This window comes from Sabulicella glaciei (assembly GCF_026183895.1).
Classification (GTDB): domain Bacteria; phylum Pseudomonadota; class Alphaproteobacteria; order Acetobacterales; family Acetobacteraceae; genus Roseococcus; species Roseococcus glaciei.
This window is the reverse complement of the sequence record NZ_JAPFQI010000007.1, coordinates 141721-167215: the sequence shown is the minus strand read 5'-3', so window position 1 is coordinate 167215 and position 25495 is coordinate 141721. Positions and strand designations below refer to the sequence as shown.

The following is a 25495-nucleotide window of genomic DNA, read 5'->3' as shown; positions in this document are numbered from 1 at the left end:
CGGCACCACCATGCCGCGCCATGCCCGACGCCACGCCTTCCGCCAAACGCGACTACCAGACCTGCGCCCTGATCGGCACGGGGCACTTCCTGTCCCATTTCTACATGCTCTGCCTGCCGCCGCTCTTTCTGGTGTGGCGGGCCGAGTTCGGGGTGTCCTTCGCCATGCTGGGCCTCGCCGTCGCGCTGATGAGCGGGACGACGGCGCTGCTGCAGACGCCGGTCGGATTCCTGGTGGACCGGCACGGGGCGCGGCCCTTCCTGGTCGGCGGGACGCTGCTGATGGCGCTGTCCATCTCCGCCATGGCTTTCGTGCAGGACTTCCGGATGATCCTCGTGCTCGCGGTGCTGTCGGGCGTGGGCAACAGCGTCATCCACCCGGCGGACTACGCCATCCTCGCCGGCTCCATCCGCAAGGAGTTCATGGGGCGCGCCTTCGCCCTGCACACATTCACCGGCAATCTCGGCTTCGCGCTCGGCCCACCGGTCATCGCGGGGCTGCTGCTGGTGATGGGCTGGCGCGACGCGCTGCTGCTGGTCGGCCTGCTGGGCGTGCCGGTGGTGGGCGCGATCCTGTGGCAGAGCCGCATCCTGCAGGAGCAGCCCAAGAAGCGTGGCGATGTGGCCAAGGGCGGGGCGCGGCTGCTCACCTCCAAGCCCATCCTAGCCTTCTTCGCCTTCTTCCTGCTTTCCGCCATGGCGGGATCCGGCGTGTCCGCCTTCCTCATCACCGTGCTGGGCAAGCTGTGGTCCACCCCGGTCGCCGTCGCCTCGCTGGCGCTCACCGGCTACATGGCCGGCGCGACGGCGGGGGTCCTGGTGGGCGGCTGGGTCGCCGACAAGCGCGGCGGCAACCTGCTGGGCATGGTGGTGGCGCTGACCCTGGTTTCCATGGCGCTGCTGCTGTCCCTGGGCCTCGTGCCCTGGCCCGAGTTCCTGTTGCCGTTCGTGGCGCTGGTGGCGGGCGCCTGCCTCGGCGCCTCGCGCACGCCGCGCGACGTGATGCTGAAGGACGCCTGCCCGCCCGGCGAGGTCGGCAAGGTGTTCGGCTTCGTCTCCGCCGGCCTGCCGCTCGGCTCCGCCATCACCCCCGTTCCGCTGGGCTTCCTGCTGGACATGGGGCACGAGGCGCTGGTGCTGCCGGTGGTGGCGCTGCTGCTGGGCCTGTCCTTGCTTTGCGCGGGCGGCGCGCGGGCGCTGTCCCTGCCGGCGCGGGCGCGGATGCAGCCCGCCGAGTAGGCTTCGTGCTGTTCGATGCCACGCTGCGCTGGCTCGACCTGGCGGGCATCGCGGTCTTCGCCGCTTCCGGCGCGCTGGTCGCCTCGCGCAAGCAGATGGACGTGGTGGGCTTCGTGGTGATCGCCTGCATCACCGGCATTGGCGGCGGGACGCTGCGCGACCTGCTGCTTGGCCGCACGCCGGTCTTCTGGCTGCGGGCGCCGGAACTCCTCGGCGTCGCGGCCGCCGTCGCGGTGCTGGTGTTCGTGGCGGCGCACCGGGTGGAGAACCGCTTCCGCGCGCTGCTCTGGGCCGATGCCGTGGGGCTGTCGCTCTATGCCGTGCTGGGGGCGGAGATCGCGCTGATGGCCGGCGCCGATCCCTGGGCCGCCGTGCTGCTGGGCGTCATGACGGCCAGCTTCGGCGGCATCCTGCGCGACGTGATCTGCAACGAGGTGCCGCTGCTGCTGCGGCGGGAAATCTATCTCACCGCCGCGGCGCTGGGCGCCGCCACCTTTGTCGCGCTGCGGCTGGAAGGCGTATGGCGGGAGCCCGCCTTCGTGGCGGGCGCCTTGGCCTGCTTCCTCCTCCGCGCCGCATCGCTGCTGCGCGGCTGGTCCCTGCCGGGCTACAAGCCGCGCCCGGGCAGGGACCACACGTCGTAGGCGTTCAGCCTTCCGCCGCGTCCAGTTCGATCACCGCGTCGGCGGCATAGGCGCCCTCCGGCAGGACCAGCACCGGGTTCACGTCCACGGACAGGAGGCGCGGCCCCGCGCCCGCGGCGAAGAGCGACAGGGCGGAGAGCGCCTGCGCGAGCGCCGGCACGTCGGCCTTGGGCCGCCCCCGCGCGCCGTCGAGCAACGGGAAGCCCTTCAGCGAGCGGATCAGCCGCTCGGCCTCGGCCGTGTCGAAGGGGCAGCGGCGGAAGGCCACGTCCTTCAGCACCTCGATGAACACGCCGCCAAGCCCGACCATGGCGACCGGCCCGAAGACCGGGTCGCGCAGGATGCCCATGGCCATCTCCACTGCGCCCTTGATCTGCTTGGCCACCAGCGCGCCCTCGATGCGCGCCCCCGGCGCGTGCTGCTTCGCGCGCGCCATCAGCGTGGCGAAGCCTTCCCGCACCGCGTCCTCGTCCGCCACGTCCAGCAACACGCCGCCGATTTCCGACTTGTGCAGAATGTCGGGGGACAGGATCTTCATCACCACGGGGAAGCCGAAGCGCCGCGCCGCCGCCACCGCGGCCTCGGCATCGGCGCAGGCTTCCTCCGGCACGGCGGGCACGCCCGCAGCGTCGAGGATCTGCTTCGCCTTGGCCTCGCTGGGCGCCGTGGCGGGCAGGGCGACCGGGGCGGGCTGCGGCGCGGCCTCGGCCCCGCGCGCGAAGGCCTCGCCGAAGCGGCCCATGGCGTGCAGCGCGACCACGGCGCGGGTCGGGTCCTCGAAGACCAGGAACCCGTCCTTCTCCCATTCCGTCGCCGTTTCCGGCGGGGCGATGATGGACACCGCCCAGAGCCGGTCCGGATGCGCCTCCACCACCGGCTTCATCTGCGCCCGCACCTTGGGCCCCACGGTGGGCGAGCCGCCGACCTGGGTGAAGAAGGCAAGCAGCGAGGAATACCCGCCCTCCGCCGCCGTGGCCCGCGCGAACTCGCCGACCAGCTCGATCTGGTTGAAGGCCTGGGCGGTGCAGTCCACCGGGTTGCGCGGCGCGCAGAAGGGCACGAAGCCGAGCAGCTTCCGCTGCGTCTCCTCCGGCATGGGCGGCATGGGGAAGTCGAGGGACTCCGCGACGTCGGAGATCAGCACACCGGCCCCGCCGGAGACGGTGACGACGCCCAGCGTGTTGCGCGCGGGATAGACGCGGCGCGTCGCGGCATAGGCGATGTCCAGCAGCTCCTCCGTGTTGCGGGCGCGGACCACGCCGTACTCCGCAAGCACCGCATCCGTCACCGCGTCGTCGCCGGCGATGGAGGCGGTGTGCGACTGCGCGGCGAGGCCACCCAGCGCGGAGCGGCCGACCTTCATCATCACGATGGGCTTGCGGTTGCGCCGCGCGAGGTCCAGCGCGGCGAGGAACTTCTCGCTCTCGCGGATCCCTTCCGCATAGGCGCAGATCACGTCCACTTCCGGCGCCTCGGCCATCCAGCCCAGTACGTCGCCCAGCGCCACCTCGGCCTCGTTGCCCGTGGTGACGCAGATCGGCGTGCCGATGTTGCGGTTGCGCGCCAGCGAGTACAGGTGCGTGCCATAGGCGCCGGATTGCGAGGCGATGCCGATGCGCCCCGGCACCGGCCAGCCCTGCTCGAAGGAGGAGGAGAAGATCGGGTAGAAGCCGATCGCGTCGTTGAACAGGCCGAGGCAGTTGGGGCCGAGCAGCCGCATGCCGTGGCGCCGCGCCGCCGCCACCAGCTTGTCCTGCATCAGCGCGCCCTCGTCGCCCGTCTCGGCGAAGCCGGCGGTGAACATGATGGCGGCCTTGCAGCCCTTCTCGCCCAGGGCTTCCACCGCATCGAGCGCAGCGCCGCCCGGCACCGCGATCAGCCCGACATCCGGCGCGGCCGGCAGCGCCTCCACCCCGCTGAAGCACTTGATGCCCTGCACGGTGTCGCGCTTCGGGTTGACCGGCCAAAGCTCGCCATGGAAGCCGCGCGTCTTCATGTAGGCGATGGGGCGGCCGCCGATGCGCGTCGCATCGTCGCTCGCGCCGACGACGGCGAGGGAGCGGGGGCGGATCAGGGGGTCGAGCGTGGAGAAATCCATGGGGTCAGGCCGTTTCCGTGTCGTTGTCGTTGAGGAGGCGCAGATACAGGTCCCGCGCCGCTTCCAGCGCGTCGAGCGCCACGTGCTCGCGCGGCGTGTGCGCCAGGGCGATGGAGCCCGGCCCCAGGATCACGCAGGGCGCGACATCCTGCAGGATGGAGGCGTCGGTGCCGAAGGGCACGGTGGAGGCCTCGCGGCCGGCGAGGCGCACGGCCTGCCGGATCAGCGGGTGGTCGGCCGGCAGCTCGGGCGGCAGGCCCTCGCGCGCCACCTCCAGCTCCACCCCGGCGCGCTGCGCCGCCGCTTCCATGCGGGCAAGCAGGGGCGAGGCGTCCAGCCGGCGGGAGTAGCGGAACTTCACCCGCGCCGTGGCCAGCGGCACGGAGACGTTCACCGCCGTGCCGTGATTGTCCAGGACGAGGTTGAAGTCGGAGAAGGGCGGGTCGTAGGCCGCGTCATGCCAGGCCGGGTCCTCGCGCAGCATAGCGTGGATCTCGCGCAGCTCCGCCAGAAAGGGGATCAGCGCCCAGTTGGCGTTCACCCCGCGTCCGGTCGAGGAATGCGCCTGCACCCCGCGCGACGTGGCGGTGAAGGCGATGTGCGAGCGGTGGCCGCGCACCGGCGCCAGCTCCGTTGGCTCCGCCACCACGATGCCGCGCAGCTTCGCGGCGCGCGCCAGCTCGGAGCGTTCGGCGATGACGCGCGCGCCGCCCTTGGTCGTTTCCTCGTCGGTCGTGATGAGCAGCGTGGCGCGGGGCGCTTCCTGGGCGGCCAGGATACAGGCCGCGACCGGCCCCTTCATGTCGCAGGAGCCGAGCCCGTGCAGCACGCCGTCCCGCACCGCGCCGGACCACGGGTCGTCGGCCCAGCCCGTTTCGGGCACCGTGTCCATGTGGCCCGACAGGGCGATGCCGCCCGGCCCGCCGCGATGCGCCACCAGCGCGCGCTTCGCGACACCCTGCGCGTCGGTGTAGTCGAGGCGCTCCACCTCGAACCCCCCCAGCTCTGCCTCGATGCGCTCGGCGACGGACAGGTTGGAGACGGAGGATCGGCTGTCGAGCCGCACGAGTTCCGCGGCAAGGCCGGCGAGGCTGTTTCGCATGGGGGCGGAGGCTTGCCCGAAGCGGGCGGAAGGGCAACCCTGCCCGGCGCATGGCTTCCTATCTCGACCCCCGCAGCGGCCGCACCTGGCCGCTGGATACGCCCCGCTGGTGCGGCGACGCGCGCGAGCCGCTCCTGCTGACTCCGCTTCCCGGCATCGGGCGCGATGACATCGCGCCGGTCCGCTCCATCTGGCGCTACGCCGCCGCGCTGCCCTTCCTGCCCGCCGCACCCATCACCATGGGGGAGGGCTGCACGCCACTGGTCGAGATGCGGCTGGGCGAGGGGACCGCGCTGGCGAAGTGCGAGTGGTTCATGCCCACCGGCTCCTTCAAGGATCGCGGCGCCTCCGTGATGCTGTCCCTGCTGCGCGAGCAGGGGGTGCGCGCGGTGCTGGAGGACTCCTCCGGCAATGGCGGCGCGGCGGTCAGCGCCTATGCGGCGGCGGGCGGGATGCAGGCGGAGATCTACGTGCCCGCCTCCACCTCCCCCGCCAAGACGGTGCAGAGCCGTGCGGCCGGCGCCGGCATCACCCTGGTACCCGGCAGCCGCCAGGCCTGTGCCGAGGCGGCGGAAGCGGCGGCGGAGCGCATCTTCTACGCCAGCCACAACTGGCACCCCTTCTTTCTGGAGGGGACCAAGAGCCTCGCCTACGAGCTCTGGGAGGATCTGGGCTTCCGCGCGCCGGACAACGTGGTCGTGCCCTGCGGCGCCGGCTCCAACGTGCTCGGGCTGTGGCTCGGCTTCGGGGAGTTGCTGCGCGCCGGGCAGGTGGCGAAGCTGCCGCGCATCTGGGCGGCGCAGCCGGCGAATTGCGGCCCCATCGCCCGCGCCGCGCTCGGCCTGCCCGAGCAGGAGGCGCAACCCACCATCGCCGAGGGTACGGCCATCGCCAAGCCGCTGCGTCTGCCCGAATGCCTGCGCGCCCTGCGCGAGTCCGAAGGCGGCGCCGTGCTTTCCGAGGAAAGGGAGATCGCCGAGGCCGCGCTGGCCCTGGCGCGGCGTGGCCTCTACGTCGAGCCCACCTGCGCCCAGGCCGCCGCCGCCTTCACGAAGCTGCTGGCGGAAGGGCGCATCGCCGCGCGCGAAACCACGGTGGTGCTGCTGACCGGCACCGGGCTGAAGGCGACGCCGCGCTTCGCCGAGATGCTGGGGGTGGAGATATGAGCGGCCCGCGTATCGCCCTGCTGGGCTTTTCCATCGAGTGCAACCGCTTCGCGCCCCCGGCCGGGCCGGAGGATTTTTCCACGCGCTGCTGGCTGCGTGGCGATGCCCTCCTGTCCGACGCGCGCTCCGACGCGCCGCAGGCCCTGGGCGAGATGCCGGGCTTCGTCGCCCGCATGGACGAGACGGGGCCGTGGCAGCCGCGCCCGCTCATGCTCGCCATGGCCGAGCCGAATGGCCCGGTGGACCACGCGCTGTTCCTGTCCATGATGGAGGAATGGCGCGAGCGGCTGCGCACCCTGCGCGGGCAGGTGGAGGGCGCCTATGCCGTGCTGCACGGCGCGGGCCTCACCACCGTGCTGGACGACCCCGAAGGCGCCCTGCAGGCCCTGGTGCGGAGCGAGCTGGGCGAGGTGCCGTTCATCTGCTCCTACGACCTTCATGCCAACGTGTCGGACAGCAATGTGGCGCTGAACGACGCTTTCGTGGGCTACCGCACCAACCCGCATCTCGACATGCGCGAACGCGGCGCGGAATCCGCCGATCTGCTGCGCCGGCTGCTGGCCGGCGAGCGCTTCCTGCGCGCGCATCGCCGCCTGCCCATCGTCGCGCCGACCGTGTCGCTGCTCACCGCGCAAGGCCCCTATGCCGAGGTGATCAATCTCGGCCAGGAACGCGCCGCGGCGGACCCGCGCATCGTCAACGTCTCGGTGATGGCGGGCTTCGCCTATGGCGACACGCCCTTCAACGGGCTGTGCGCCGTGGTGACGGCGACGCACCAGGGCGCGGCGGACGCGCTGGCCGACGAACTCGCCGCGGCTTCGTGGGAGCGGCGCCACCGCTTCGTCGCGGCGCTGACCTCGCTGGAGGAAGCGACGCGGCGCGCCCTGGCGAGCGACGTGCCCCTCGCCTTCGCCGACGTGGCCGACAACCCGGGCGGCGGCGGGCGCGGCAACACCATGTGGATCCTCGAAGCCTTCCACCGCGCGGGAGTCGAGGGCGCGGTGTTCGGCGTGATCCACGACCCCGCGCTGGCGATCGAGGCGCACCGCCTCGGCACCGGCGCGCGGTTCGAGGCGCGGTTCAACCGCGATTCCGGCCAGGATCCCTTCGCGCGCCCCTTTGCGGCCGAGGCGGAGGTGGTGGCGCTGTCCGATGGGCGCGTCGCCGGGCGGCGCGGCATCTTCAAGGGCACGACCATGCAGCTGGGCCGCACGGCGCGGCTGCGCCTGGGCGGCATCGAGGTGGTGGTGATCGAAGGCCGCACCCAATGCGCGGACCCCGCCTTCCTGGAGCATCTGGGCATCGACATCGGCGCCGCGCGCTGCGTGGTGGTGAAGTCGCGCGGACATTTCCGCGGCGGCTTCGACGAGTTCTTCGACCACGAACGCATCGTGGAGGTGGACGCGCCCGGCCTCACCTCGCCGATCCTGTCCCGCTTCCCCTGGCAGAAGCTGCCGCGCCCCGTGCTGCCCCTGGATTCCGAGACCACGCGATGACCCTCGACGACCTCCTGACCCCGGCCCTGGTGCTGGACCTCGGCGTGCTGAAGCGCAACCTGGCCATGATGCGGCGCGCTTTGGAGCGGCACCCGGGCGTCGCGCTGCGCCCGCACATGAAGACCGCCAAGAGCATCGAGGTGGCGAAGCTGGCCGCGCCGGATGGCGGGCCGATCACCGTGTCCACCCTGGCCGAGGCGCGGTATTTCGCGGAAGCCGGCTGGCGCGACCAGATCTATGCCGTGGGCATCACGCCGGGGAAGCTGGACGCGGTGGCGGCGATGAACGCCAATGGTGCGCAGGTGAAGATCATCACCGACGACGTGGAGGCGGCGCGCGCCGTCGCCGCCCATCCCGGTGCGCTGGAGGCGCTGGTGGAGGTGGATGTGGGCGAGGGGCGAGGCGGCGTCCCGCCCGGGCAGGCGGTGGAGGTCGCGGCGGCGCTCGGCTCGCGCCTCGCCGGCGTCTTCACCCATGCCGGGCATTCCTATGGCGGCCGCTCCCCCGAAGAGATGGCCCGCATCGCGGAGGAGGAGCGGCTGGGCGTCACGCGCGCCGCCGCGGCCTTGCGCGAGGCGGGGCACGCGCTGCGCATCGTCTCGCTCGGCTCCTCGCCCACCGCGCTGCACGCAAAGAGCCTGGAGGGCATCACCGAGGTGCGCGCCGGGGTCTACATGTTCGGCGACCTGTTCCAGGAGCAGCTGGGCACGCATCCGGAGGGCGAGATCGCCGTGACGGTGCTGGCCAGCGTCATCGGCCGCAAGCCGGCGCGGGAGGCGCTGCTGCTGGACAGCGGCGCCCTGGCGATGAGCAAGGACCGCTCCACCGAGAAGGCGCCGCGCGACGACGGGTTCGGCCTGGTGCTGGATCTGGACGGGCAGCGCGCCTTCGGCCACGCGGTCCTCGCCCGCGTCCACCAGGAACACGGCGAGGCGCATCCCATGCCCGACATGCCCGTGGGGACCAGGCTGCGCGTCGCCCCCAACCATACATGCCTGACAGCGGCCGCCTTTGACCGCTATCATGTGGTGGACGGATCGCGCGAGGTGATCGCCACATGGGACCGGGTGAACCACTGGTGAGCCTCTCGGCGCTGCGCGAGGCGGAGACTTCGCGCATCACCGCCGCCTGCCTGCGCTGCGGGGCCTGCTTCGCCGCCTGCCCCATGGTGCCATTCGCGCCGGGCGCCGAGGGCGCCGCCGGTGGCGCGGTGGTGGAAGGCGTGCTGGACCTGCTGAACGGTGGGCCGGGCGACGAGGCCTCGCGCGGCTGGGTCGCCGCCTGCACCCGCTCCGGCTCCTGCAACGCCGCCTGCCCGGAGGCGGTGAACCCGATGCTGATGCTGCGCCTCGCCAAGTGGCGCGCCAACGAGACGGGCGCCCTGCCCAAGCGCGACGCGCGCGACGCGATGGCCCGCGTCAAGGCCTTCGCGCGGCTGACCATGACGGAGGAGGAGCAGGCGCGATGGCTGTGAACCTGTTCTGGTACGGCTGCAACATGACCCGCCACGCGGAGATCATCCGCCTGTCGGAGCGGCTGCTTGAATGCGTCGGCACCCCGGCGCAGCCCGTGGGCGGCCCGGGCGCCTGCTGCGGCAGCCCGAAGGAAAGCGAGCCGCGCATCAACGAGGCGATGGCCGCGCGCACCATGGACGGCTTCGCCGCGCGCGAGGCGGAGCGGGTGGTGACCTGGTGTCCCTCCTGCCACATGAACCTCGAGGATTTCATGGCCCCGGTGAAGGGCCAGGGCTTCCGCCACGCCCATCTCTGCGAGGCGCTGCACGAGGGGCGCGACGCGCTGGCGAGGCTGATGACACAGCGCGTCCCGGCGCGGGCGATGCTGGACGCACATGTGGGCTTCAATGACCGCGTGGACGTCAACACGCTGATTCCGGATCTGCTGCGCCTCGTGCCGGGGGTGGAGATGCTGGACCACCCGTATCGCGGCGCATCCTACATGTGCTTCGGCCTGGCCAACGTGGCGGGAGCGCTGCCCGCCCACAAGGCGCGGCTGCTGGCGGCGGCGCGGGAGGCGGGCGCGGACACGATCGTCACGATTTTCCATTCTTGCCACCGCGAGATAGTGGCGCTGGAGCGCGACCACGGCATCCGCGTCGTGAACTGGGTCCATCTGCTGGCCGAGGGCGCGGGCTGGCCCTATCGCGACGACTACAAGGAATGGCGCAATGCCGAGGACCCGGCGGAGGCCATCGGCGAAGCGCGCATGGTGGCGGCGGGGGAGGAGGCGGTGAAGCGCCTCGCCCTGCCGGAACTCACCCGGCCGCGTTAGCCGTCGCGGACCAGCGCCACGCCTTCGGCGATGCGCGAGTGCAGCGCCATGATGTCGGAACACAGGCCCAGCGTGTCGTAGCCGCGCGCCGCCAGCGCCTTGGCTTCCCGCGCCGAGGTGGCGAGGCGGCCGAAGGCCTTGCCGTGCCGCTTCGCCGCCTCGCGCACCCGCGCCTCGGCCGCCAGGAAATCCGGGTGGTCGAACTGGCCGGGAATGCCGAGGGAGCAGGACAGGTCGTTGTGGCCGATCCAGAGGCAATCCACGCCTTCCACGGCCGCGATGGCATCCGCGTCCTCCGTGCCCGCGCACGTCTCGACCTGGATGATGATGGCCTTGCGCGCATCGGCTTCCGCCATCTTCGCAACGGCGGGGCCGGGGCGGTAGCCGTCATGCGCGCTGCCCATCGCCGCCCCGCGCGTGCCGCCCGAGGGCGGGTAGGTCGCCCAGGCGACGAAGTCCCGCGCCTCCGCGGCCGTGGAGACGAGGGGCGCCATCAGCCCGTCCGCCCCCATGTCGAGGGCGCGCGACACCTCGTTCGGGTGGCGATGCGCGACGCGGACGACGACGGGCAGGTCGGCCGCCCGTCCGCCCACGCAGACCGCCTTCACCGTCTCGAAGCCGAAGCCCGAATGCTCCATGTCGAGTACCAGGAAATCCGCCCCGGCCTCCCGCACGATCAGCGGCAAGCCGGGCGTCGCGAACTCCATGGCGAAGAGGCCGAGCTGCAGGCCGGGCGCGCGCAGGCGCCCGCGCCAGGTGGCGTGGGGCATTCCCCGCCCCCTTAGTTGATGCCGTCCAGCAGCGCGATGATCCGCTCGGGTACAGCGGCCTGGGCGTCGTGGGGCACGTCCATCTCGGTGAAGCGCCAGCCCTGTGCCTGCTTGGCCCGCGCCCGTTGGCGGCTCGGCTCGATCGAGGCGAGGGGCGGGTTGGTGTAGGACACATAGGTGACCGGCCGCCCGGCGCCCGGCGGCGCCTTCAGCCGCAGCGGCGTGTCGTAGGTGCCGAAGGGATGCGGCGCGAGCTGGCGGCCGAACCAGGCGCGCACCTCGTCGGGCAGCGGGAAGGCGGAAAGCGGCGGCACGGGCAGGGCGACGCCGCCGCCCTGCTCGGCGACGGTGCGGCGGCGCGCCTCCTCGATCCCCGGAGGCAGCACGGCGAAGGCGGTGTCGCCATTCTCCGGCAGCAGCGCGTCCAGGTAGACCAGGTGGCGGATGCGGTCGGGCATGCGGTCCGCCACCCCGGTGACGGCGAAGCCGCCAAAGGAATGGCCGACCAGGATCACGTCGCGCAGCTCCTCCGCCTGGAGGACGGCGGCGATGTCCTCCACGAAGGTATCGATGGTGATGGAGCGCGCCATGAGGTGCTTGCGCTCGCCCAGCCCGGTCTGGGTGGGGGTGAAGACGCGGTGGCCCTTGGCGCGCAGCCCTTCGGCCGTGTGCTTCCAGATCCAGCCGCCGCCCCAGGCGCCATGGACCAGCACATAGGTCTTGGGCGAGGCGGCGGGCTGCTGCGCGAGGGCAGGGGTGGCCGCGAGGGCGAGCGCCCCGGCGGCCAGCATCGTGCGACGTTCCATGACGTTTCCGTTCCTCCGATTGGCCCGGATTGGGCCATGGCCGGTGCGGAATGGCAACGCCCGCGTGGCCTCAGAAGACCGGCACCACCGCGCCCTGGAAGGTGGCGTTGACGAACTCCTTCACCTCCGGCGTGTGATAGGCGGCGACGAGGCGGCGCACCCATTCCGCCTCGCGATCCGCCTGCCGCACCGCAATCAGGTTGGCGTAGGGATTGTCCGCCCCTTCGATGGCGACGGCGTCGCGCACCGGGTTCAGCCCGGCCTGGAGGGCGAAGTTGCTGTTGATGGCCGCGGCCTCCACCTCGTCCAGCGCACGGGGCAGCTGCGCCGCCTCCAGCTCGACGATGCGGATGCGCTTCGGGTTCTCGGTGATGTCGGCCACGGTGGCGCGGAAATCGGCGCCGTCGCGCAGACGGAAGGCACCGTTGGAGGCGAGCAGCACCAGGGCGCGGCCGCCATTGGTCGGGTCGTTGGGGATGGCGACGCGGCCGCCCTGCGCGATGTCGGCCAGGCGGCGGTGGCGGCGCGAATACACGCCCATCGGGAAGATCACGGTGCGCGCCACGGCAACCAGCGGCAGTCGGCGGTCGCGCACCTGCTGATCCAGGAAGGGCTGGTGCTGATAGGAATTGGCGTCGAGGTCGCCCGCCGCCAGCGCCGCATTGGGCTGGATGTAGTCGCTGAACTCGGTGATGCGCAGCACGAGCCCGTCGCGCCCCGCGACCTCGCGCACCTTTTCCATGATCTGCGCGTGCGGCCCGGCGGTGACGCCGATGCGCATCGGGCGGCCCTGCGTGCCGATGGCGGGCGATTGCGCGGCGGCCGCGAAGGGCAGTGCGAGGCCCGCGAGCAGGAGGGGACGGCGTGCGGTCATGGGGGGTGTTCCTTGTTGATCAACGACGCGAAAGCCGGCGGACCAGCCAATCCCCCAGGGATTGCAGGCCCTGCACGAACAGGATCAGCACGAGCACGACGGTAAGCATCACCTCGGGCATGAAGCGCTGGTAGCCGAAGCGGATGCCGAGATCGCCCAGCCCGCCGCCGCCCACCGCCCCCGCCATGGCCGAGAATCCGACCAGCGAGACGAGGGCCACGGTGGTGGCGGCGATCAGCCCCGGCAGCGCCTCGGGCACCAGCACCTTGGTGACGATCTGCATCCGCGTGGCGCCCATGGCGCGCGCCGCCTCGATGACCCCGGGCTCCACCTCGCGCAGCGCATTCTCGAAGAGCCGCGCCAGGAAGGCGGTGGCGGCAAGCGCCAGCGGCACCACCGCCGCCCCCGTGCCGATGGAGGTGCCGGCGACGAGGCGCGTGAAGGGCACGATCGCCACCATCAGGATGATGAAGGGGGTGGAGCGCACCGCGTTCACCAGCAGGCCGAGCGGCCGGTTCATCCAGGGCCGCGGCGACAGCCCGCCCGGCCCGGTGGCATGCAGCAGCAGCGCCAGCGGCAGGCCGAGCGCGACGGCGATGGCGGCGGAGGCGCCGACCATCACCAGCGTTTCCGAGAACCCCTCGACGAGCAGGTCCACCATGGCGGGGGTCAGCCAGTTCATGCCGCCTCTCCCAGCTCGGTGACGTGGAGGCCGAGGGATCGCATCCAGCCCAGCGCGCCTTCCAACTTGTCCGGCGCGCCATAGGCGGCCAGCGCCATGACGCCGAAGGGCTCGCCCGCGATCTCGTCCACGCGGCCGCTCACGATGTTCATGTCCACGTCGAAATCGCGGCTCGCCTCGCTGACCACGGCGCGGGTGGAGTGGGGCCCGGCGAAGAGCACCTGCACGAGGCGCCGCGCCTCGCCGGGGCCGGGCTGCGGCAGGCGGGACAACGTGCCGGGCGGGACGGAATGGCCGATCACCTCGGCCACGAAGCGGCGCGTGGTGGGCTGGGTGGGACGGGTGAAGACGTCGAAGACCGGGCCTTCCTCGATCACGCGCCCGGCCTCCATCACCGCCACCCGGTCGCAGACCGACTTCACCACCGCCATCTCATGCGTGATGAGCAGCACGGTCAGGTCCAGCCGGGCGCGCAGGTCGCGGATCAGCGCCAGGATCTCCGCCGTCGTCTCGGGGTCGAGGGCGCTGGTCGCCTCGTCGCAAAGCAGGATGCGCGGGCCGCTGGCCAGGGCGCGCGCGATGCCGACGCGCTGCTTCTGCCCGCCGGAGAGTTGCGCGGGATAGGCGTCCCGCTTCGCCTCCAGCCCCACCAGCGGCAGGAGCTCGGCCACGCGGCGCTCGCGCTCCGCCCGCGCCATGCCGGCGACCTCCAGTGGGAAGGCCACGTTCTCCGCCACGGTGCGGCGGGCATGGAGGTTGAAGTGCTGGAACACCATCCCCATCCCGCGCCGCGCCGCCCGCAGCGCCGCCTCGTCCAGGGACATCAGGTCCTGGCCCAGCACCTCGACCCGGCCGGAGTCCGGCCGCTCCAGCAGGTTCACGCAGCGGATCAGGGTGGATTTCCCGGCGCCCGAGCGGCCGACGATGCCGAACACCTCGCCGGGTGCGATTTCGAGCGAAACCTCCTCCAGCGCGGGGGGCGCGCCGGGGGCGAAGCGCTTGGAAAGCCGGGACAGGGCGATGGCAGCCATGGCAAGGATATGCGGAAGCCTTGCCCTCAGCGGAAGTGACGGGACGGAATACCCGCCATCACCCGTTGATGACCGTGCCTCCGTTCGGATGCAGCACCTGGCCGTTGATGTAGGAGCTGTCCGCCTCGCTGGCCAGGAAGATGTAGGAGGGCGCGACCTCGTCCGGCTGGCCGGCGCGCTCCATGGGGGCGCTGCTGCCGTGGCTCGCCGTCCGCTGCTCGTCGAAGGAGGCGGGGATGAGCGGCGTCCAGATCGGGCCGGGGGCGACGCCGTTCACGCGGATCTTCCGGTCCTTCCACAGCTTCTGGGACAGGGAGCGGGTCAGGGCCACGATCGCGCCCTTGGTCGCCGCGTAGTCGGGCAGTTCCGGGCTGCCGCGATAGGCGGTGATGGAGGTGGTGTTGATGATGCTCCCCCCGGCCGGCATGTGCGGCAGCGCCGAGCGGATCATCCAGATGTAGCCGAAGATGTTGGTGCGGAAGGTGCGCTCCACCTGCTCGGTCGGGATCTCGGTGAAGTCTTCCGTTTCGTGCTGCTCGGCCGCGTTGTTCACCAGGATGTCGACGGAGCCGCCCAGGTGCGAGACGGCCTGGGCTACCGCGCGCTGGCAGAAATCCGGGTCGCCTACGTCACCGGCGATGGCCAGCGCCTTGCGCCCCTCCGCCTCGATGTGCCGCAGGGTTTCCCGCGCGTCCTCCTCCTCGTCCTTGTAGAGGATGACGACGTCGGCGCCTTCCTTGGCGAAGCCGATGGCGACCGCGCGCCCGATGCCGGAATCGCCGCCCGTCACGATCGCGCGCTTGCCCTGGAGCTTGCCCGCGGCGCGCCAGCCTTCCATGAAGGAAAGCGGCTGGGGCGTCATCTCCGCCTCGCTGCCGGGCTGGTGGTCCTGCTTCTGCGGAGGCTGGAGTTCTTTGGCCATGCGCCCCCAACGCGAAGCCGGGGGCAGCGGGTTTCGTGAAATCCACCACGCAGGGCCCGGAGGGTGCCCGGCCCGTCAGGACCAGGACTGGGTGCAGGTGATTGTCCCGGCACTCCCGCGCGCCGTGTGGTTCTGATTGCCGGAGAACTCCGTCCATTCACGGAGGCAGACCGGGCTCGCGCCGAGCAGACCGAGCCTCAGGGCGGTGAGCAAGATCGGAAGCTTATCCGGGGAAGTCCCGTTGCTTCCGGTAAGGGAATGCTTGTCGAGGCAGCGTTGCCGCCACCAACCCTAGGATCGGCAGGCTTGATCGGCGCCGCCGATGGGCCGGGTCAGCGACGGACCGGCGTCAGGTCGCCAAAGGTTCCGGTGGGCGCGCTGCCGGCGCGGCTGGGCCAGCCATAGGCGCCTCGCGTTCCCTGCGACGAGCCCCAGACACGAAAGGTGTTGCCGCGCACATGCTCGATCCGCTGGGAGGAATCCGGCAGGCGGGAAACGGGCGCAGGCTTCCAGCGCGGGTCGCCCGGGGGCGGCGAGGGAGCATAGGGCGGCTCGGCAGCGCAGCCTGCGGTCAGCAGGACAGCCAAAATGTGTGGACGCATCGCCTCGCCTTTCTCTCCCAATATTGGAGAGCAAGGCAGGGTGCTTGTCACCCCTTGCGCATGAACAGCACCGGCATGGACAGGCCGCCCGGCAATTCCATCGCGCCGGGCACGTCATCCATGTAGCCGAGGCGGCGATACAGCGGCACGGCGTCGAGATAGGCGCGCAGCACGAAGCGGTTCCGCTCCGAGCGCTGCTCCGCCGCCCTGACCAGCGCGGTCGCCACGCCCTGCCGCGCGGCATCGGGATGGACGAAAACCTTGCGGATCCGCGCCGTGCCGTCCGGCTGCGCCAGCCAACCGGCGCTGCCGAGCAGCCGCCCGTCCCGCTCCGCCACCCAAAGGTCGGAGCGCCGCACATCCGCCTCGTATTCCGGCTTCGCCACCAGCGCGGCGTGGGCGGCCGCCCGCGCGTCATAGGCGCGGGCGAGGCCGGCAAAGGAGGCGTCGTGCAGCGCCCGCAGCGCCGCCACCTCCCCATCGCCGAGGGGCCGCAGGATCAGGCGTTGCGGTCCATCGTGCCGGAGGAGAGCGCGGCCTGCGCCGCTGCCAGCCGCGCCACCGGCACGCGGTAGGGCGAGCAGGACACGTAGTCGAGCCCGACCGTCTCGCAGAACTGGACGGAGGCGGGGTCGCCGCCATGCTCGCCGCAGATGCCGAGCTTCAGCCCGTTCTTCACGCCGCGCCCCTTCTCGCAGGCGATCTCCACCAGCGCGCCCACTCCTTCCGGGTCGATGGACACGAAGGGGTCCTTCGGCAGGATGTTACGCTCGACGTAGTGGGGCAGGAACTTACCCGCGTCGTCGCGCGACAGGCCGAAGGTGGTCTGCGTCAGGTCGTTGGTGCCGAAGGAGAAGAAGTCGGCGCTCTCGGCGATCTTGTCGGCGGTCAGCGCGGCGCGCGGCAGCTCGATCATGGTGCCGACCATGTACTCGATCGTCGTGCCCGTCTCGCTGAACACCTCCTGCGCCACCTTCTCCACCTGGGCGCGGGTGATCTCCAGCTCCTTCTTCACCATGACCAGCGGGATCATGATCTCGGGCACCGGGGCCTTGCCGGTTTCCTTCGCCACGGCCACGGCCGCTTCGAAGATGGCGCGGGCCTGCATCTCGTAGATCTCGGGGAAGGTGATGCCCAGGCGGCAGCCGCGATGGCCGAGCATGGGGTTGGCTTCCGCGAGGTCGCTGGCGCGGCGCTGCATGGACAGCGCATCCACGCCCAGCGAGGCGGCGAGCTCCGCGATCTCCTCCTCGCCATGCGGCAGGAATTCGTGCAGCGGCGGGTCGAGCAGGCGGATCGTCACCGGCAGCCCGGCCATGATGCGGAACAGCGCGGTGAAGTCGTCGCGCTGGAAGGGCAGCAGCTTCGCCAGGGCGGTGCGGCGACCTTCCTCCGTCTCGCTCACGATCATCTGCCGCACGGCGCCGATGCGCTCGGGGTCGAAGAACATGTGCTCGGTGCGGCACAGCCCGATGCCCTCTGCGCCGAACTTGCGCGCCGTCTCGGCGTCCAGCGGCGTTTCGGCATTGGCGCGTACGCGCATGCGGCGCACCTTGTCGGCCCATTCCATCAGCGTGGCGAAGTCGCCGGAAAGCTGCGGCTCGATCATCGCCACCGGGCCGATGAACACCTCGCCCGTCGCGCCGTCGAGGGTGATCGTCTCGCCGGCGCGGATGATGTTGCCGCCTGCCATCAGCGCCTGGGCGGAATAGTCCACGGTGATGCTGCCAGCGCCGGCCACGCAGGGCCGGCCCATGCCGCGCGCCACCACGGCGGCGTGGCTGGTCATGCCGCCGCGCGTCGTCAGGATGCCGCGCGCCGCGTGCATCCCGTGGATGTCCTCCGGCGAGGTCTCGATGCGGACCAGGATCACGCTCTCGCCCTTCTGGGCGCGGGCCTCCGCCTCATCGGCGGAGAACACCACTGCGCCGCAGGCCGCGCCCGGCGAGGCGGGCAGGCCCTTCGAGAGCGTCTTGCGCGGCGCCTTCGGGTCCAGCGTCGGATGGAGCAGCTGGTCGAGCGAGGCGGGGTGCACGCGCGTCACCGCCTCGCGCTCGTCGATCAGCCCCTCGCGCGCCATGTCCACGGCGATCTTCAGCGAGGCGGCAGCGGTGCGCTTCCCGTTGCGCGTCTGCAGCATGTAGAGCTTGTTCTGCTGCACCGTGAACTCGATGTCCTGCATGTCCTTGTAGTGCTTCTCCAGCACCTCGCGGACGCGGACGAGCTCGGCATAGGCTTCCGGCATCACCTGTTCCATCGGCTTCTCGCCGGGCTTGGCGCGGGCTGCCGACATGGGCTGCGGCGTGCGGATGCCCGCCACGACGTCCTCGCCCTGCGCGTTCACCAGGTACTCGCCGTAGAAGATGTCCTCGCCGGTCGAGGGGTCACGGGTGAAGCACACGCCGGTGGCGCAATCCTCGCCCATGTTGCCGAACACCATGGCCTGCACGTTCACCGCCGTGCCCCACTCGGCCGGGATGTCGTTCAGGCGGCGATAGGTGATCGCGCGCTGGTTCATCCAGGATTCGAAGACGGCGCCGATCGCGCCCCAGAGCTGCGCTTCGGGATCCTGCGGGAAGGGGGCGCCCGTCACCTCGGCCACCATCTCCTGATAGCCCTGAGCCACCTCGCGCCAGTCGGTGGCGGAAAGGGCGGTGTCCTCGACGACGCCGCGCGACAGCTTCACCTCCTCGATGATCTCCTCGAAGCGGTGATGGTCCACGCCGAGCACGACGGAGCCGTACATCTGGATGAAGCGGCGATAGGAATCCCAGGCGAAGCGCGCATCGCCGGAAGCGGCGGACAGCCCCTCCACCGTCGTGTCGTTCAGGCCCAGGTTCAGCACCGTGTCCATCATGCCCGGCATGGAGACGCGGGCGCCGGAGCGGACCGAGACCAGCAGCGGCTTGGCAGCATCACCGAACCGGAGGCCGACCGCCTCCTCCACCCGCACCAGGGCGGCTTGCACGTCGGCCTTCAGCGCCGCGGGGTACTGCTTCCCGTTGGCGTAGAAATGCGTGCAGACCTCGGTGGTGATGGTGAAGCCGGGGGGCACGGGCAGGCCGATGCTCGCCATCTCCGCCAGGTTGGCACCCTTGCCGCCCAGGAGGTTGCGCATGTCCGCGCGGCCTTCGTTGTGGCCCGCGCCGAAGCTGTACACCCATTGCGTCATCAGGCTGTTCCTCAGGCTTCGATCTTGGAAAGCTCCGCCACCTGGTCGGCGGCAGCGCGGAGGCTGGAAAGCAGAAGCAGTCGATTGACCCGAAGCTGCGGGTCCTCGGCATTCACCACGACCTTGTCGAAAAACGCGTCCACGGGCGCGCGGAGCCGCGCGAGCGCGCCCGTGGCACCGGCGAAATCCTCGGCATCCAGGCGCTGGCGCGTCAGCGGCCAGATCTCCGCGATGGCGGAGTCGAGCGCGGCTTCCTCCGGCGCGGCGAGCAGCCCGGCGTTGACCGGGCCGGAATAGGCGCGCCCGTCCTTCTTCTCCTCAATGCGGAGGATGTTGGCGGCGCGCTTGTAGGCAGCGAGGAGGTTGGCGCCATCCTCGGTGTCCAGCAGCGCCTTAAGGGCCTCGCCGCGCGCGAGGATGCGGGTGAGGTCGTCATCGCTGCCGATGGAGGCGGCGACCACGTCGTGGCGCTGCCCCTCGGCACGAAGCTGGACGCGAAGGCGTTCCAGCAGGAAGTCCAGCAACTCGCCGACCGGCGCGTCTGGGCGCGCGGCGGCGAAGACCTGCCGCAGGGGCAGCCGCAGCTCGTTCTCCCGGATGATGCGGATCACCCCCAGCGCGGCGCGGCGCAGCGCGAAGGGGTCGCCCGATCCGGTCGGCTTCTCGCCCACCGCGAAGAAGCCGGCCAGCGTGTCCAGCTTGTCGGCCAGCGCCACCGCCACCGCCATCGGTTCGGAAGGCACGGCATCCGTCGGCCCAAGCGGGCGGTAATGCTGCGCGATGGCATCGGCGATGCGAGGGTCGAGCCCGGCCTCGCGGGCGTAGTAGCCGCCCATCACGCCCTGCAACTCGGGAAACTCGCCCACCATGCCGGAGGCGAGGTCGGCCTTGCACAGCTTCGCTGCGCGCGCCGCCAGTTCCGTGTCGGCGCCGACCAGCGGCGCGAGGTGCCGCGCCAGCGCCACGATCCGCTCGACGCGCTGTGCCTGGGTGCCGAGCTTGGCGTGGAAGGTCACGCCCTCCAGCTTCGGCAGGAAGCTTTCCAGCCCGGCCTTGCGGTCATTGTCCCAGAAGAAGCGCGCGTCGGAGAGGCGGGCGCGCAGCACGCGCTCATTGCCCGCGATGATCTTCGCGCCGCCATCCGTGGCCGGGATGTTGGCCACCAGGGCAAAGCGGTTGGCCGCCCGCCCGTCGCGGTGGCGCAGCGCGAAATAGCGCTGGTTCACCCGCATGGAGGTCCGCATCACCTCTGCCGGCAGGTCCATGAAGGCGTCGTCAATGCGGCCCAGCAGTGGGACCGGCCATTCCACCAACCCCGCCACCTCGGCCAGCAGGCCGCGATCGGGCACCACCTCCAGCCCCTCGGCAGTGGCAAGTTCGGCGACGCCGCGCTCGATCAGCGCCTCGCGCTCCGCGGCGTCGGCGACCACGTGGCGCTCGCGCAGCCCGGCTTCCCAGGACGCGGCGTCGCGCGCGGCGAAGGCGCCGGGCGACAGGATGCGATGTCCTTCCGTTTTCTCGCCCGTGCGCAGCCCGTGCCCGTCATCACCCTCGGCGGCGAGGGCGAAGGGCACGGCCGCGCCGTCGAAGACGCAGAGGATGCGCTGCAAGGGACGGACCCAGGTGAAGCCGGAGCCATCGCCCCAACGCATGGATTTCGGCCAGGGAAAGCGGCGCAGCAGGGCAGGCAGCGCCTCGGCCAGCAGCTCGGCCGTCGGTCGGCCGGGGCGGCGGATCACGGCGTAGAGGTACACGCCCTTGCCGGTGTCGCGCTCCTCTAGCCCTTCGCGCGGCAGGCCGGTGGCGCGCAGGAACCCCTCCAGGGCCGGGCCGGTGGCGTCGGCGCGGGGGCCGCGGCGCTCCTCCTCCACCGCCGCGGTCGCCGCGGGCAAAGTGCAGGACAGGGCGATGCGGCGTGGGCCGTGGAAGCTGCGGACGCCCTCAAGTACCAGCCCGGCGGGCTTCAGCGCATCGGCGAGAAGGCGTGCCAGATCCTCCGCCGCGCGGGCCTGCATGCGCGCGGGAATTTCCTCGGAGAACAGCTCAACCAGCAATTCGGGCATCAGGTCGCGGGCTTCACATCGCTGCGGGCGACGGCTTCGCCCAGGGAAAGAGGAGTGGCAGGCGTGACGGACCCCCGGGCCAGCGTCCTGCCCATGCTAAGGCTCGGCATGCGGGGAGTCACGCTGCGTCCTTGGCGAGCCAGGTTTCGCAGCAGCGCTTCGCCAGGTCGCGGACCCGCCCGATATAGGCGGCGCGCTCGGCGACGGAGATGGCGCCGCGCGCGTCCAGCAGGTTGAAGCGGTGGCTGGCCTTGATGCAGTGGTCGTAGGCCGGCATGGCGAGGCCCTGGGCGGCCAGCGCCCGGCATTCCAGCTCCGCTTCCTCGAACTGGCGCTTCAGGAGGTCGATGTTTGCGTGCTCGAAGTTATGGGCGCTGTATTCGCGCTCGGCCCGCAGGAAAACGTCGCCGTAGGAAACTCCCTGGCCGTTGAAGTCGAGGTCGTACACGTTCTCGACGCCCTGGATGTACATGGCCAGCCGTTCCAACCCGTAGGTCAGCTCGCAGCTCGGCACCTCGCAGGCGATGCCGCCGACCTGCTGGAAATAGGTGAACTGCGTCACCTCCATCCCGTCGCACCACACCTCCCAGCCCAGGCCCCAGGCGCCCAGGGTCGGGCTTTCCCAGTCATCCTCCACGAAGCGGATGTCGTGCAGCGCCGGGTCGATGCCGATGGCACGGTAGCTGTCGATCAGCAAGGATTGCGGGTCGGGCGGGCTCGGCTTCAGGATCACCTGGTACTGGTAGTAGTGCTGGAGGCGGTTCGGGTTCTCGCCATAGCGCCCGTCGGTGGGGCGGCGAGAGGGCTGCACATAGGCCGCGCTCCAGGGCTGCGGGCCCAGGGCGCGCAGCGTCGTCGCCGGGTGGAAGGTGCCGGCGCCCATCTCCATGTCGTAGGGCTGGAGGATCAGGCAGCCCCGCTCCGCCCAGAACGCGTGCAGGCGCAGGATCATCTCCTGGAAGGAGGGTGGGCGGTCGTTGCTCATCGGCTTCCGGGCTGGCGTCGTTGCGGCGCAGCATACCCAAGCCTGTCCAAGCCGGGAAGTTGCAGGCGCGTTGCGGCCCGCGACCAGGGCATGAAAGATTGCGCCAATGCCCGATTCGACGCCACAGCCGGTCGCCGCTTCCCGACTGGCGCTGCCGGGTTGGGCCGATCGCAGGCGGGACCATCGCGTCCGCCCGCCCGCCGACATCGCCCTTGACGTGGCCGATCCGGTTCCGCCGGGGGCGGCGCTGGGCTTCGCCCTGCAGCACCTTGCGGTCCAGGCGGTCTACCTGCTGCTGCCCCTCGTCCTGGCGCGGGCCCTCGCCCTCGGGCCCGGCGAGACGGTGGCGTTGCTGTCCCTCACCCTGGTGGGCATGGCGGTGACCGCGGCGCTGCACCTGCTGCCGCGCGGGCCCGTGGGGTCGGGCTATGCGCTGTCCTGCATCCCGTCGCCGGTCAGCCTGGGGGCGCATCTCACCGCCGCCGGGCTGGGGCTCGGCATGGCGCAGGCCGGGCCTGCCATCCTGGTCGCGGCGCTGATCGGGCTGGGCCTCGTGCTGCTCCTGCCCGGTCTCCTGCGCCTGATGCCGGTGGAGGTGGCGGGGGTCGTGTCCTTCTCGCTCGGCCTCAGCCTCCTGCCGCGCGTGGCCGAACTCGGCCTCGGGACGGAGGAAGGCATGGCGGAGGAGGGGTTCCTGCTGGCGGCGCTCGGGCTGATCGTGCTGCTTTCCGTGCTGCGCTGGCGGCTCGCCCCTTTCGCCCTGCTGCTGGGGGGCGGAATCGGGACCGTCCTGGGCCTCGTGCTCTGGCCGCCCGGCGAGGTGGCGCTGGCCGAGGTGGCCGCGCAGCCCCTCCTGGCCCTGCCCGTACCGCGCTTGCCGGATTTCGCCGCCTTCGACTGGGGCCTCGTCCTGCCCTTCCTGGTCGCGGGGCTGTGCCTGATTCCGGGCGTGCTGGGCAATGCGCTGGTCCTGCAGCGCGAGGGCAACGCGCTCTGGGTGAAGCCCGACCCGGGGCCGCTGCAGCGCTCCCTGATCGCGGCGATGCTGGGCATGGCCGCGACGGCGACGCTGGGCGCGATGACCGCGACGACCTCCTCCGGCGGGGTCGGGCTGGCGGTCGCGACGCGGGTGCTGGCGCGGGCGGTGATCTGGCTGAACTGCGCGCTCCTGCTGCTGCTGGCCTGCTCGCCCTGGCTGCTGGCGCAGATGCTCCTCCTGCCCGCGCCGGTCGCGGCGGCGCTGCTGCTGCACATCACCTGCTTCATCCTCGCTTCCGGCGCGCAGCAGATCGCCAGCCGGGTGCTGGACCGGCGCCGCACCGCCTGCGTCGGGCTGGGCCTTGCCGCCGCCCTGCTCGCCCTGCTGGCGCCCGATCGGCTGGCGACGGTGCTGCCCGAGGCGCTGCTGGGGCCGGTGACGCTGGGCTTCCTCGTCTCCATGGGGGTCCACCTGCTGACCCTGCCACTGGTGCAGCAGCGGGAGCGCGCCACGATCACTCTGGATGCCGAGGCGAACCGCGAGATCGAGCGGTTCGTCGAGCGCGCCTCGGGCGGGTTCGGGCTGCGCCGCGCCACGGCCGATGCCACCGCCCATGCCGCCATTGAGGTGGCGGAGATCCTGGCCGTGCGGGGCGTGACGCGCATCGAGGCGGAGATGCGCCACGCCGATGGGCGCCTCGTCCTCCTGCTGCGCTACCGGGGGGCGAAGCTGCCCCTGCCGGCCCGGACCCCGCGCGTGGAGGACCTGACCGGCGGCGCAATGGCGCAGGAAGGCTTCGCCATGTGGCTGGCGGCGCGGGAGGCCGATTCCTGCGCGGTCCGCGCCCAAGGCGAGGATGCTGTGCTGGAGCTCGTCTTCAGCGAGTAGGCCGGCTCAGGCCTTTGGTGTTCCCGCATCGGGCCAGAAGCGCACGCCCTGCCGGGCGGGGCCGCCGCCCAGGCCGAGCGGGGCGCCATCGGCCCGCCAGCACGCCGCTCCTTCCAGCATCCCGTCCCCCTCGAAGCGGATGCCGCACATCCCGCCCGCCACGTGCGGCACGGGCTGCACCTCGTGGCCTAGCGCGGCGAGGGCGGAGCGGGCAGCGGGGGCGATGCCGGCCTCCACCTCCACCTTGCCGCCATCGGTCCAGATGCGCGGGGCCTCCACCGCCTCTTGCAGGCTCATCTTGTGGTCCAGCAGGTTCATCACCGCCTGGAACACCGAGCCGAAGATCCGCAATCCCCCCGGCAGGCCGAGCGCGGCCCAGGGCGCGCCGTCGCGGCGGATCACCGTGGGCGCCATGGAGGTGGTGACGCGCTTGCAGGCATCGACAGACTGGGCGCGTCCGGGCACGGGGTCGAACAGCGCCATGTAGTTGTTGGGGATCAGCCCCGTTTCGGGGAGAAGGAGGCGGGCGCCGAACAGGCTGTTGATGGTGTGCGTGCAGCAGGCGATGCCACCCTCGCCATCCGCCACGGTGACGTGGGTCGTGTTCGCCCCTTCCCGCGAGGGCTCCACCCCTGCCGTCCAGCGCCGCGCGGCGGCCGGGTCGATCAGGGCGCGCCGCTCTGCCGCATAGCCGCGGTCCAAGAGCCGGGCGACGGGGACCGGGATGAAGTCCGGGTCGGCCGTGGCGGCGGCGCGGTCGGCGAAGGCGATCTTCAGGCATTCCGCGACGAGGTGCAGCGACGCCGCGGTGCCGAAGCCCAGCCGCGCCACGTCGAAGCCCTCCATCACCTTCAGCATCTGCAGCAGGTGGACGCCGCCAGCCGAGGGGGGCGGCGGGCCGATCACCTCGGCGCCGCGATAGGCGCCGCGCACCGGCTCTCGCCAGGTGGCGCGCACGGCGGCGAGGTCGTCGGTGGAAACGATGCCGCCGCGCCGCGCCAGCTGCAGCACGGCGGAGGAGCCGATATCGCCCCCATGCAGCGTGCCGGCCCCTTCCTTGGCGACGGTGCGCAGCGTCTCGCCCAGGGCGGGATTACGGAGCAGGCTGCCCGCAGGCAGCGGCGTGCCGCCCGGCATGAACAGGGCGGCAATGGCGCGGTCCCGCGCCAAGTCGGGCGCCGTCTCGGCGATGCATTCGGCCAGGTAGCCGCCGGTGCGGAAGCCGCGCTCGGCGAGGCGGATCGCCGGCTCGGCGCAATCGGCCAGGGAAAAGCGCCCGTATTGCTGCAGCGCCTCCTCCCAGGCCAGGAGGTTGCGCGGGACGCAGACCGACAGCGCCCCCACGGTGCGCCGCGTCGGCGGGTGGTCCTCGAACATCTCCGGCCGGGCGGAGAAGGGGGCGGAGGCCATGCCGTCCAGGATGGCATGTTCCCCGTCCGGCCCGGCGAGATGCATCATCCCGCCGCCGAACAGCCCCACCATCATCGGCTCGCAGACCGAAAGGGCGAGCAGGGCGGCGACGGCTGCGTCGGTTGCCGTGCCGCCCTCCGCCAGCATCTGCGCCCCGGCGGCGCTGGCGGCCGGATGGTTGGTGACCACCATCCCCCGCCGCCCGGTTGCCGGGTGTTTCTCGGGGGTGAAGGGGCTGCCTGCCCGGTCGCGCCAGTTTGCCATGCGCCCAGCTTGCC

22 protein-coding genes are annotated in these 25495 nt (G+C 71.8%); 8 read left to right on the top strand and 14 right to left on the bottom strand.

Annotated elements, in window-relative coordinates; genetic code table 11:
• Positions 1-20 precede the first annotated feature (20 nt).
• Positions 21-1238 (top strand): MFS transporter, encoded by a 1218-nt coding sequence (locus OF850_RS11500; protein ID WP_301590242.1) that lies wholly within the window; start codon positions 21-23, stop codon positions 1236-1238.
• 5 nt (positions 1239-1243) lie between these two features.
• Positions 1244-1882, top strand: a complete 639-nt coding sequence (locus tag OF850_RS11495) for a trimeric intracellular cation channel family protein (protein ID WP_301590241.1) — start codon at positions 1244-1246, stop codon at positions 1880-1882.
• Positions 1883-1886: 4 nt separating this feature from the next.
• Here the strand turns inward: OF850_RS11495 and OF850_RS11490 are convergent, their stop codons facing one another.
• Together OF850_RS11490 and OF850_RS11485 are read right to left on the bottom strand one after the other, a co-directional pair.
• Entirely contained in the window at positions 1887-3980 is a 2094-nt protein-coding gene (locus OF850_RS11490) for an acetate--CoA ligase family protein (protein ID WP_301590240.1), read from the bottom strand.
• A 4-nt stretch (positions 3981-3984) separates the two neighbouring features.
• Positions 3985-5082, bottom strand: a complete 1098-nt coding sequence (locus OF850_RS11485; protein WP_301590239.1) for a M20/M25/M40 family metallo-hydrolase — start codon at positions 5080-5082, stop codon at positions 3985-3987.
• A gap of 50 nt (positions 5083-5132) precedes the next feature.
• Between OF850_RS11485 and OF850_RS11480 the strand changes: the two genes are divergently transcribed.
• The 5 genes from OF850_RS11480 to OF850_RS11460 are packed head-to-tail and all read left to right on the top strand — an operon-like array spanning position 5133 to position 10033.
• Positions 5133-6248 (top strand): pyridoxal-phosphate dependent enzyme, encoded by a 1116-nt coding sequence (locus OF850_RS11480; RefSeq protein ID WP_301590237.1) that lies wholly within the window; start codon positions 5133-5135, stop codon positions 6246-6248.
• A complete protein-coding gene (locus OF850_RS11475; protein WP_301590236.1) occupies positions 6245-7744 on the top strand; it encodes a M81 family metallopeptidase in 1500 nt (499 codons plus the stop codon). Before OF850_RS11480 ends, OF850_RS11475 begins: the two co-directional genes overlap by 4 nt.
• Entirely contained in the window at positions 7741-8826 is a 1086-nt protein-coding gene (locus OF850_RS11470) for an alanine racemase (protein ID WP_301590235.1), read from the top strand. Before OF850_RS11475 ends, OF850_RS11470 begins: the two co-directional genes overlap by 4 nt.
• Positions 8823-9218, top strand: a complete 396-nt coding sequence (locus OF850_RS11465; protein ID WP_301590234.1) for a 4Fe-4S dicluster domain-containing protein — start codon at positions 8823-8825, stop codon at positions 9216-9218. Before OF850_RS11470 ends, OF850_RS11465 begins: the two co-directional genes overlap by 4 nt.
• Positions 9209-10033 (top strand): heterodisulfide reductase-related iron-sulfur binding cluster, encoded by an 825-nt coding sequence (locus OF850_RS11460; protein ID WP_301590233.1) that lies wholly within the window; start codon positions 9209-9211, stop codon positions 10031-10033. The genes OF850_RS11465 and OF850_RS11460 overlap by 10 nt, the downstream gene beginning before the upstream one ends.
• Here the strand turns inward: OF850_RS11460 and OF850_RS11455 are convergent.
• From OF850_RS11455 to OF850_RS11405, 11 genes are all read right to left on the bottom strand, one after another.
• A complete protein-coding gene (locus OF850_RS11455) occupies positions 10030-10803 on the bottom strand; it encodes an HpcH/HpaI aldolase family protein (RefSeq protein WP_301590232.1) in 774 nt (257 codons plus the stop codon). The two genes, OF850_RS11460 and OF850_RS11455, sit on opposite strands and share 4 nt — an antisense overlap.
• 11 nt (positions 10804-10814) lie before the next feature.
• The gene (locus tag OF850_RS11450; RefSeq protein WP_301590231.1) at positions 10815-11609 is read right to left on the bottom strand and encodes an alpha/beta hydrolase; all 795 of its coding nucleotides are present in this window, start codon (positions 11607-11609) and stop codon (positions 10815-10817) included.
• 70 nt (positions 11610-11679) lie between these two features.
• On the bottom strand, positions 11680-12483 hold the full coding sequence (locus OF850_RS11445) for a MetQ/NlpA family ABC transporter substrate-binding protein (protein WP_301590229.1): 804 nt from the start codon (positions 12481-12483) through the stop codon (positions 11680-11682).
• Positions 12484-12502: 19 nt separating this feature from the next.
• Complete coding sequence (locus OF850_RS11440) at positions 12503-13156, bottom strand: methionine ABC transporter permease (protein ID WP_456314071.1); 654 nt, start codon at positions 13154-13156, stop codon at positions 12503-12505.
• A gap of 5 nt (positions 13157-13161) precedes the next feature.
• Positions 13162-14196, bottom strand: coding sequence for a methionine ABC transporter ATP-binding protein (locus OF850_RS11435; protein ID WP_301590227.1), 1035 nt, complete (start codon positions 14194-14196; stop codon positions 13162-13164).
• 58 nt (positions 14197-14254) lie between these two features.
• Positions 14255-15118, bottom strand: coding sequence for an SDR family oxidoreductase (locus OF850_RS11430; RefSeq protein WP_301590226.1), 864 nt, complete (start codon positions 15116-15118; stop codon positions 14255-14257).
• Positions 15119-15450: 332 nt separating this feature from the next.
• Positions 15451-15720: a hypothetical protein gene (locus tag OF850_RS11425; RefSeq protein ID WP_301590225.1), complete on the bottom strand. Its 270-nt coding sequence runs from the start codon at positions 15718-15720 to the stop codon at positions 15451-15453.
• Between the two features lie 47 nt (positions 15721-15767).
• Positions 15768-16193: a GNAT family N-acetyltransferase gene (locus OF850_RS11420; protein WP_301590224.1), complete on the bottom strand. Its 426-nt coding sequence runs from the start codon at positions 16191-16193 to the stop codon at positions 15768-15770.
• A 26-nt stretch (positions 16194-16219) separates the two neighbouring features.
• Positions 16220-18892, bottom strand: coding sequence for a pyruvate, phosphate dikinase (gene ppdK / locus OF850_RS11415; protein WP_301590223.1), 2673 nt, complete (start codon positions 18890-18892; stop codon positions 16220-16222).
• An 11-nt stretch (positions 18893-18903) separates the two neighbouring features.
• Positions 18904-20955: a glycine--tRNA ligase subunit beta gene (gene glyS / locus OF850_RS11410; protein WP_301590222.1), complete on the bottom strand. Its 2052-nt coding sequence runs from the start codon at positions 20953-20955 to the stop codon at positions 18904-18906.
• A gap of 118 nt (positions 20956-21073) precedes the next feature.
• A complete protein-coding gene (locus OF850_RS11405; protein ID WP_301590221.1) occupies positions 21074-21940 on the bottom strand; it encodes a glycine--tRNA ligase subunit alpha in 867 nt (288 codons plus the stop codon).
• 106 nt (positions 21941-22046) lie between these two features.
• On the opposite strand from OF850_RS11405, the gene OF850_RS11400 reads away from it, so the two are divergent.
• Positions 22047-23807 (top strand): solute carrier family 23 protein, encoded by a 1761-nt coding sequence (locus OF850_RS11400; protein WP_301590220.1) that lies wholly within the window; start codon positions 22047-22049, stop codon positions 23805-23807.
• A gap of 6 nt (positions 23808-23813) precedes the next feature.
• Here OF850_RS11400 and ggt read toward each other — a convergent pair whose 3' ends face one another.
• A complete protein-coding gene (ggt, locus tag OF850_RS11395) occupies positions 23814-25481 on the bottom strand; it encodes a gamma-glutamyltransferase (RefSeq protein WP_301590219.1) in 1668 nt (555 codons plus the stop codon).
• Positions 25482-25495: the final 14 nt, after the last annotated feature.

What these genes read in the sequence shown, in the direction of transcription:
- OF850_RS11430 (WP_301590226.1), bottom strand. Translation starts at nt 15,118, where the DNA reads ATGGCCAAAGAACTCCAGCCTCCGCAGAAGCAGGACCACCAGCCCGGC.
- OF850_RS11455 (WP_301590232.1), bottom strand. Translation starts at nt 10,803, where the DNA reads ATGCCCCACGCCACCTGGCGCGGGCGCCTGCGCGCGCCCGGCCTGCAG.
- OF850_RS11460 (WP_301590233.1), top strand. Translation starts at nt 9,209, where the DNA reads ATGGCTGTGAACCTGTTCTGGTACGGCTGCAACATGACCCGCCACGCG.
- OF850_RS11490 (WP_301590240.1), bottom strand. Translation starts at nt 3,980, where the DNA reads ATGGATTTCTCCACGCTCGACCCCCTGATCCGCCCCCGCTCCCTCGCC.
- OF850_RS11405 (WP_301590221.1), bottom strand. Translation starts at nt 21,940, where the DNA reads ATGAGCAACGACCGCCCACCCTCCTTCCAGGAGATGATCCTGCGCCTG.
- OF850_RS11470 (WP_301590235.1), top strand. Translation starts at nt 7,741, where the DNA reads ATGACCCTCGACGACCTCCTGACCCCGGCCCTGGTGCTGGACCTCGGC.
- OF850_RS11450 (WP_301590231.1), bottom strand. Translation starts at nt 11,609, where the DNA reads ATGGAACGTCGCACGATGCTGGCCGCCGGGGCGCTCGCCCTCGCGGCC.
- OF850_RS11500 (WP_301590242.1), top strand. Translation starts at nt 21, where the DNA reads ATGCCCGACGCCACGCCTTCCGCCAAACGCGACTACCAGACCTGCGCC.
- ppdK (WP_301590223.1), bottom strand. Translation starts at nt 18,892, where the DNA reads ATGACGCAATGGGTGTACAGCTTCGGCGCGGGCCACAACGAAGGCCGC.
- OF850_RS11485 (WP_301590239.1), bottom strand. Translation starts at nt 5,082, where the DNA reads ATGCGAAACAGCCTCGCCGGCCTTGCCGCGGAACTCGTGCGGCTCGAC.
- ggt (WP_301590219.1), bottom strand. Translation starts at nt 25,481, where the DNA reads ATGGCAAACTGGCGCGACCGGGCAGGCAGCCCCTTCACCCCCGAGAAA.
- OF850_RS11475 (WP_301590236.1), top strand. Translation starts at nt 6,245, where the DNA reads ATGAGCGGCCCGCGTATCGCCCTGCTGGGCTTTTCCATCGAGTGCAAC.
- OF850_RS11425 (WP_301590225.1), bottom strand. Translation starts at nt 15,720, where the DNA reads ATGCGTCCACACATTTTGGCTGTCCTGCTGACCGCAGGCTGCGCTGCC.
- OF850_RS11480 (WP_301590237.1), top strand. Translation starts at nt 5,133, where the DNA reads ATGGCTTCCTATCTCGACCCCCGCAGCGGCCGCACCTGGCCGCTGGAT.
- OF850_RS11445 (WP_301590229.1), bottom strand. Translation starts at nt 12,483, where the DNA reads ATGACCGCACGCCGTCCCCTCCTGCTCGCGGGCCTCGCACTGCCCTTC.
- OF850_RS11400 (WP_301590220.1), top strand. Translation starts at nt 22,047, where the DNA reads ATGCCCGATTCGACGCCACAGCCGGTCGCCGCTTCCCGACTGGCGCTG.
- glyS (WP_301590222.1), bottom strand. Translation starts at nt 20,955, where the DNA reads ATGCCCGAATTGCTGGTTGAGCTGTTCTCCGAGGAAATTCCCGCGCGC.
- OF850_RS11435 (WP_301590227.1), bottom strand. Translation starts at nt 14,196, where the DNA reads ATGGCTGCCATCGCCCTGTCCCGGCTTTCCAAGCGCTTCGCCCCCGGC.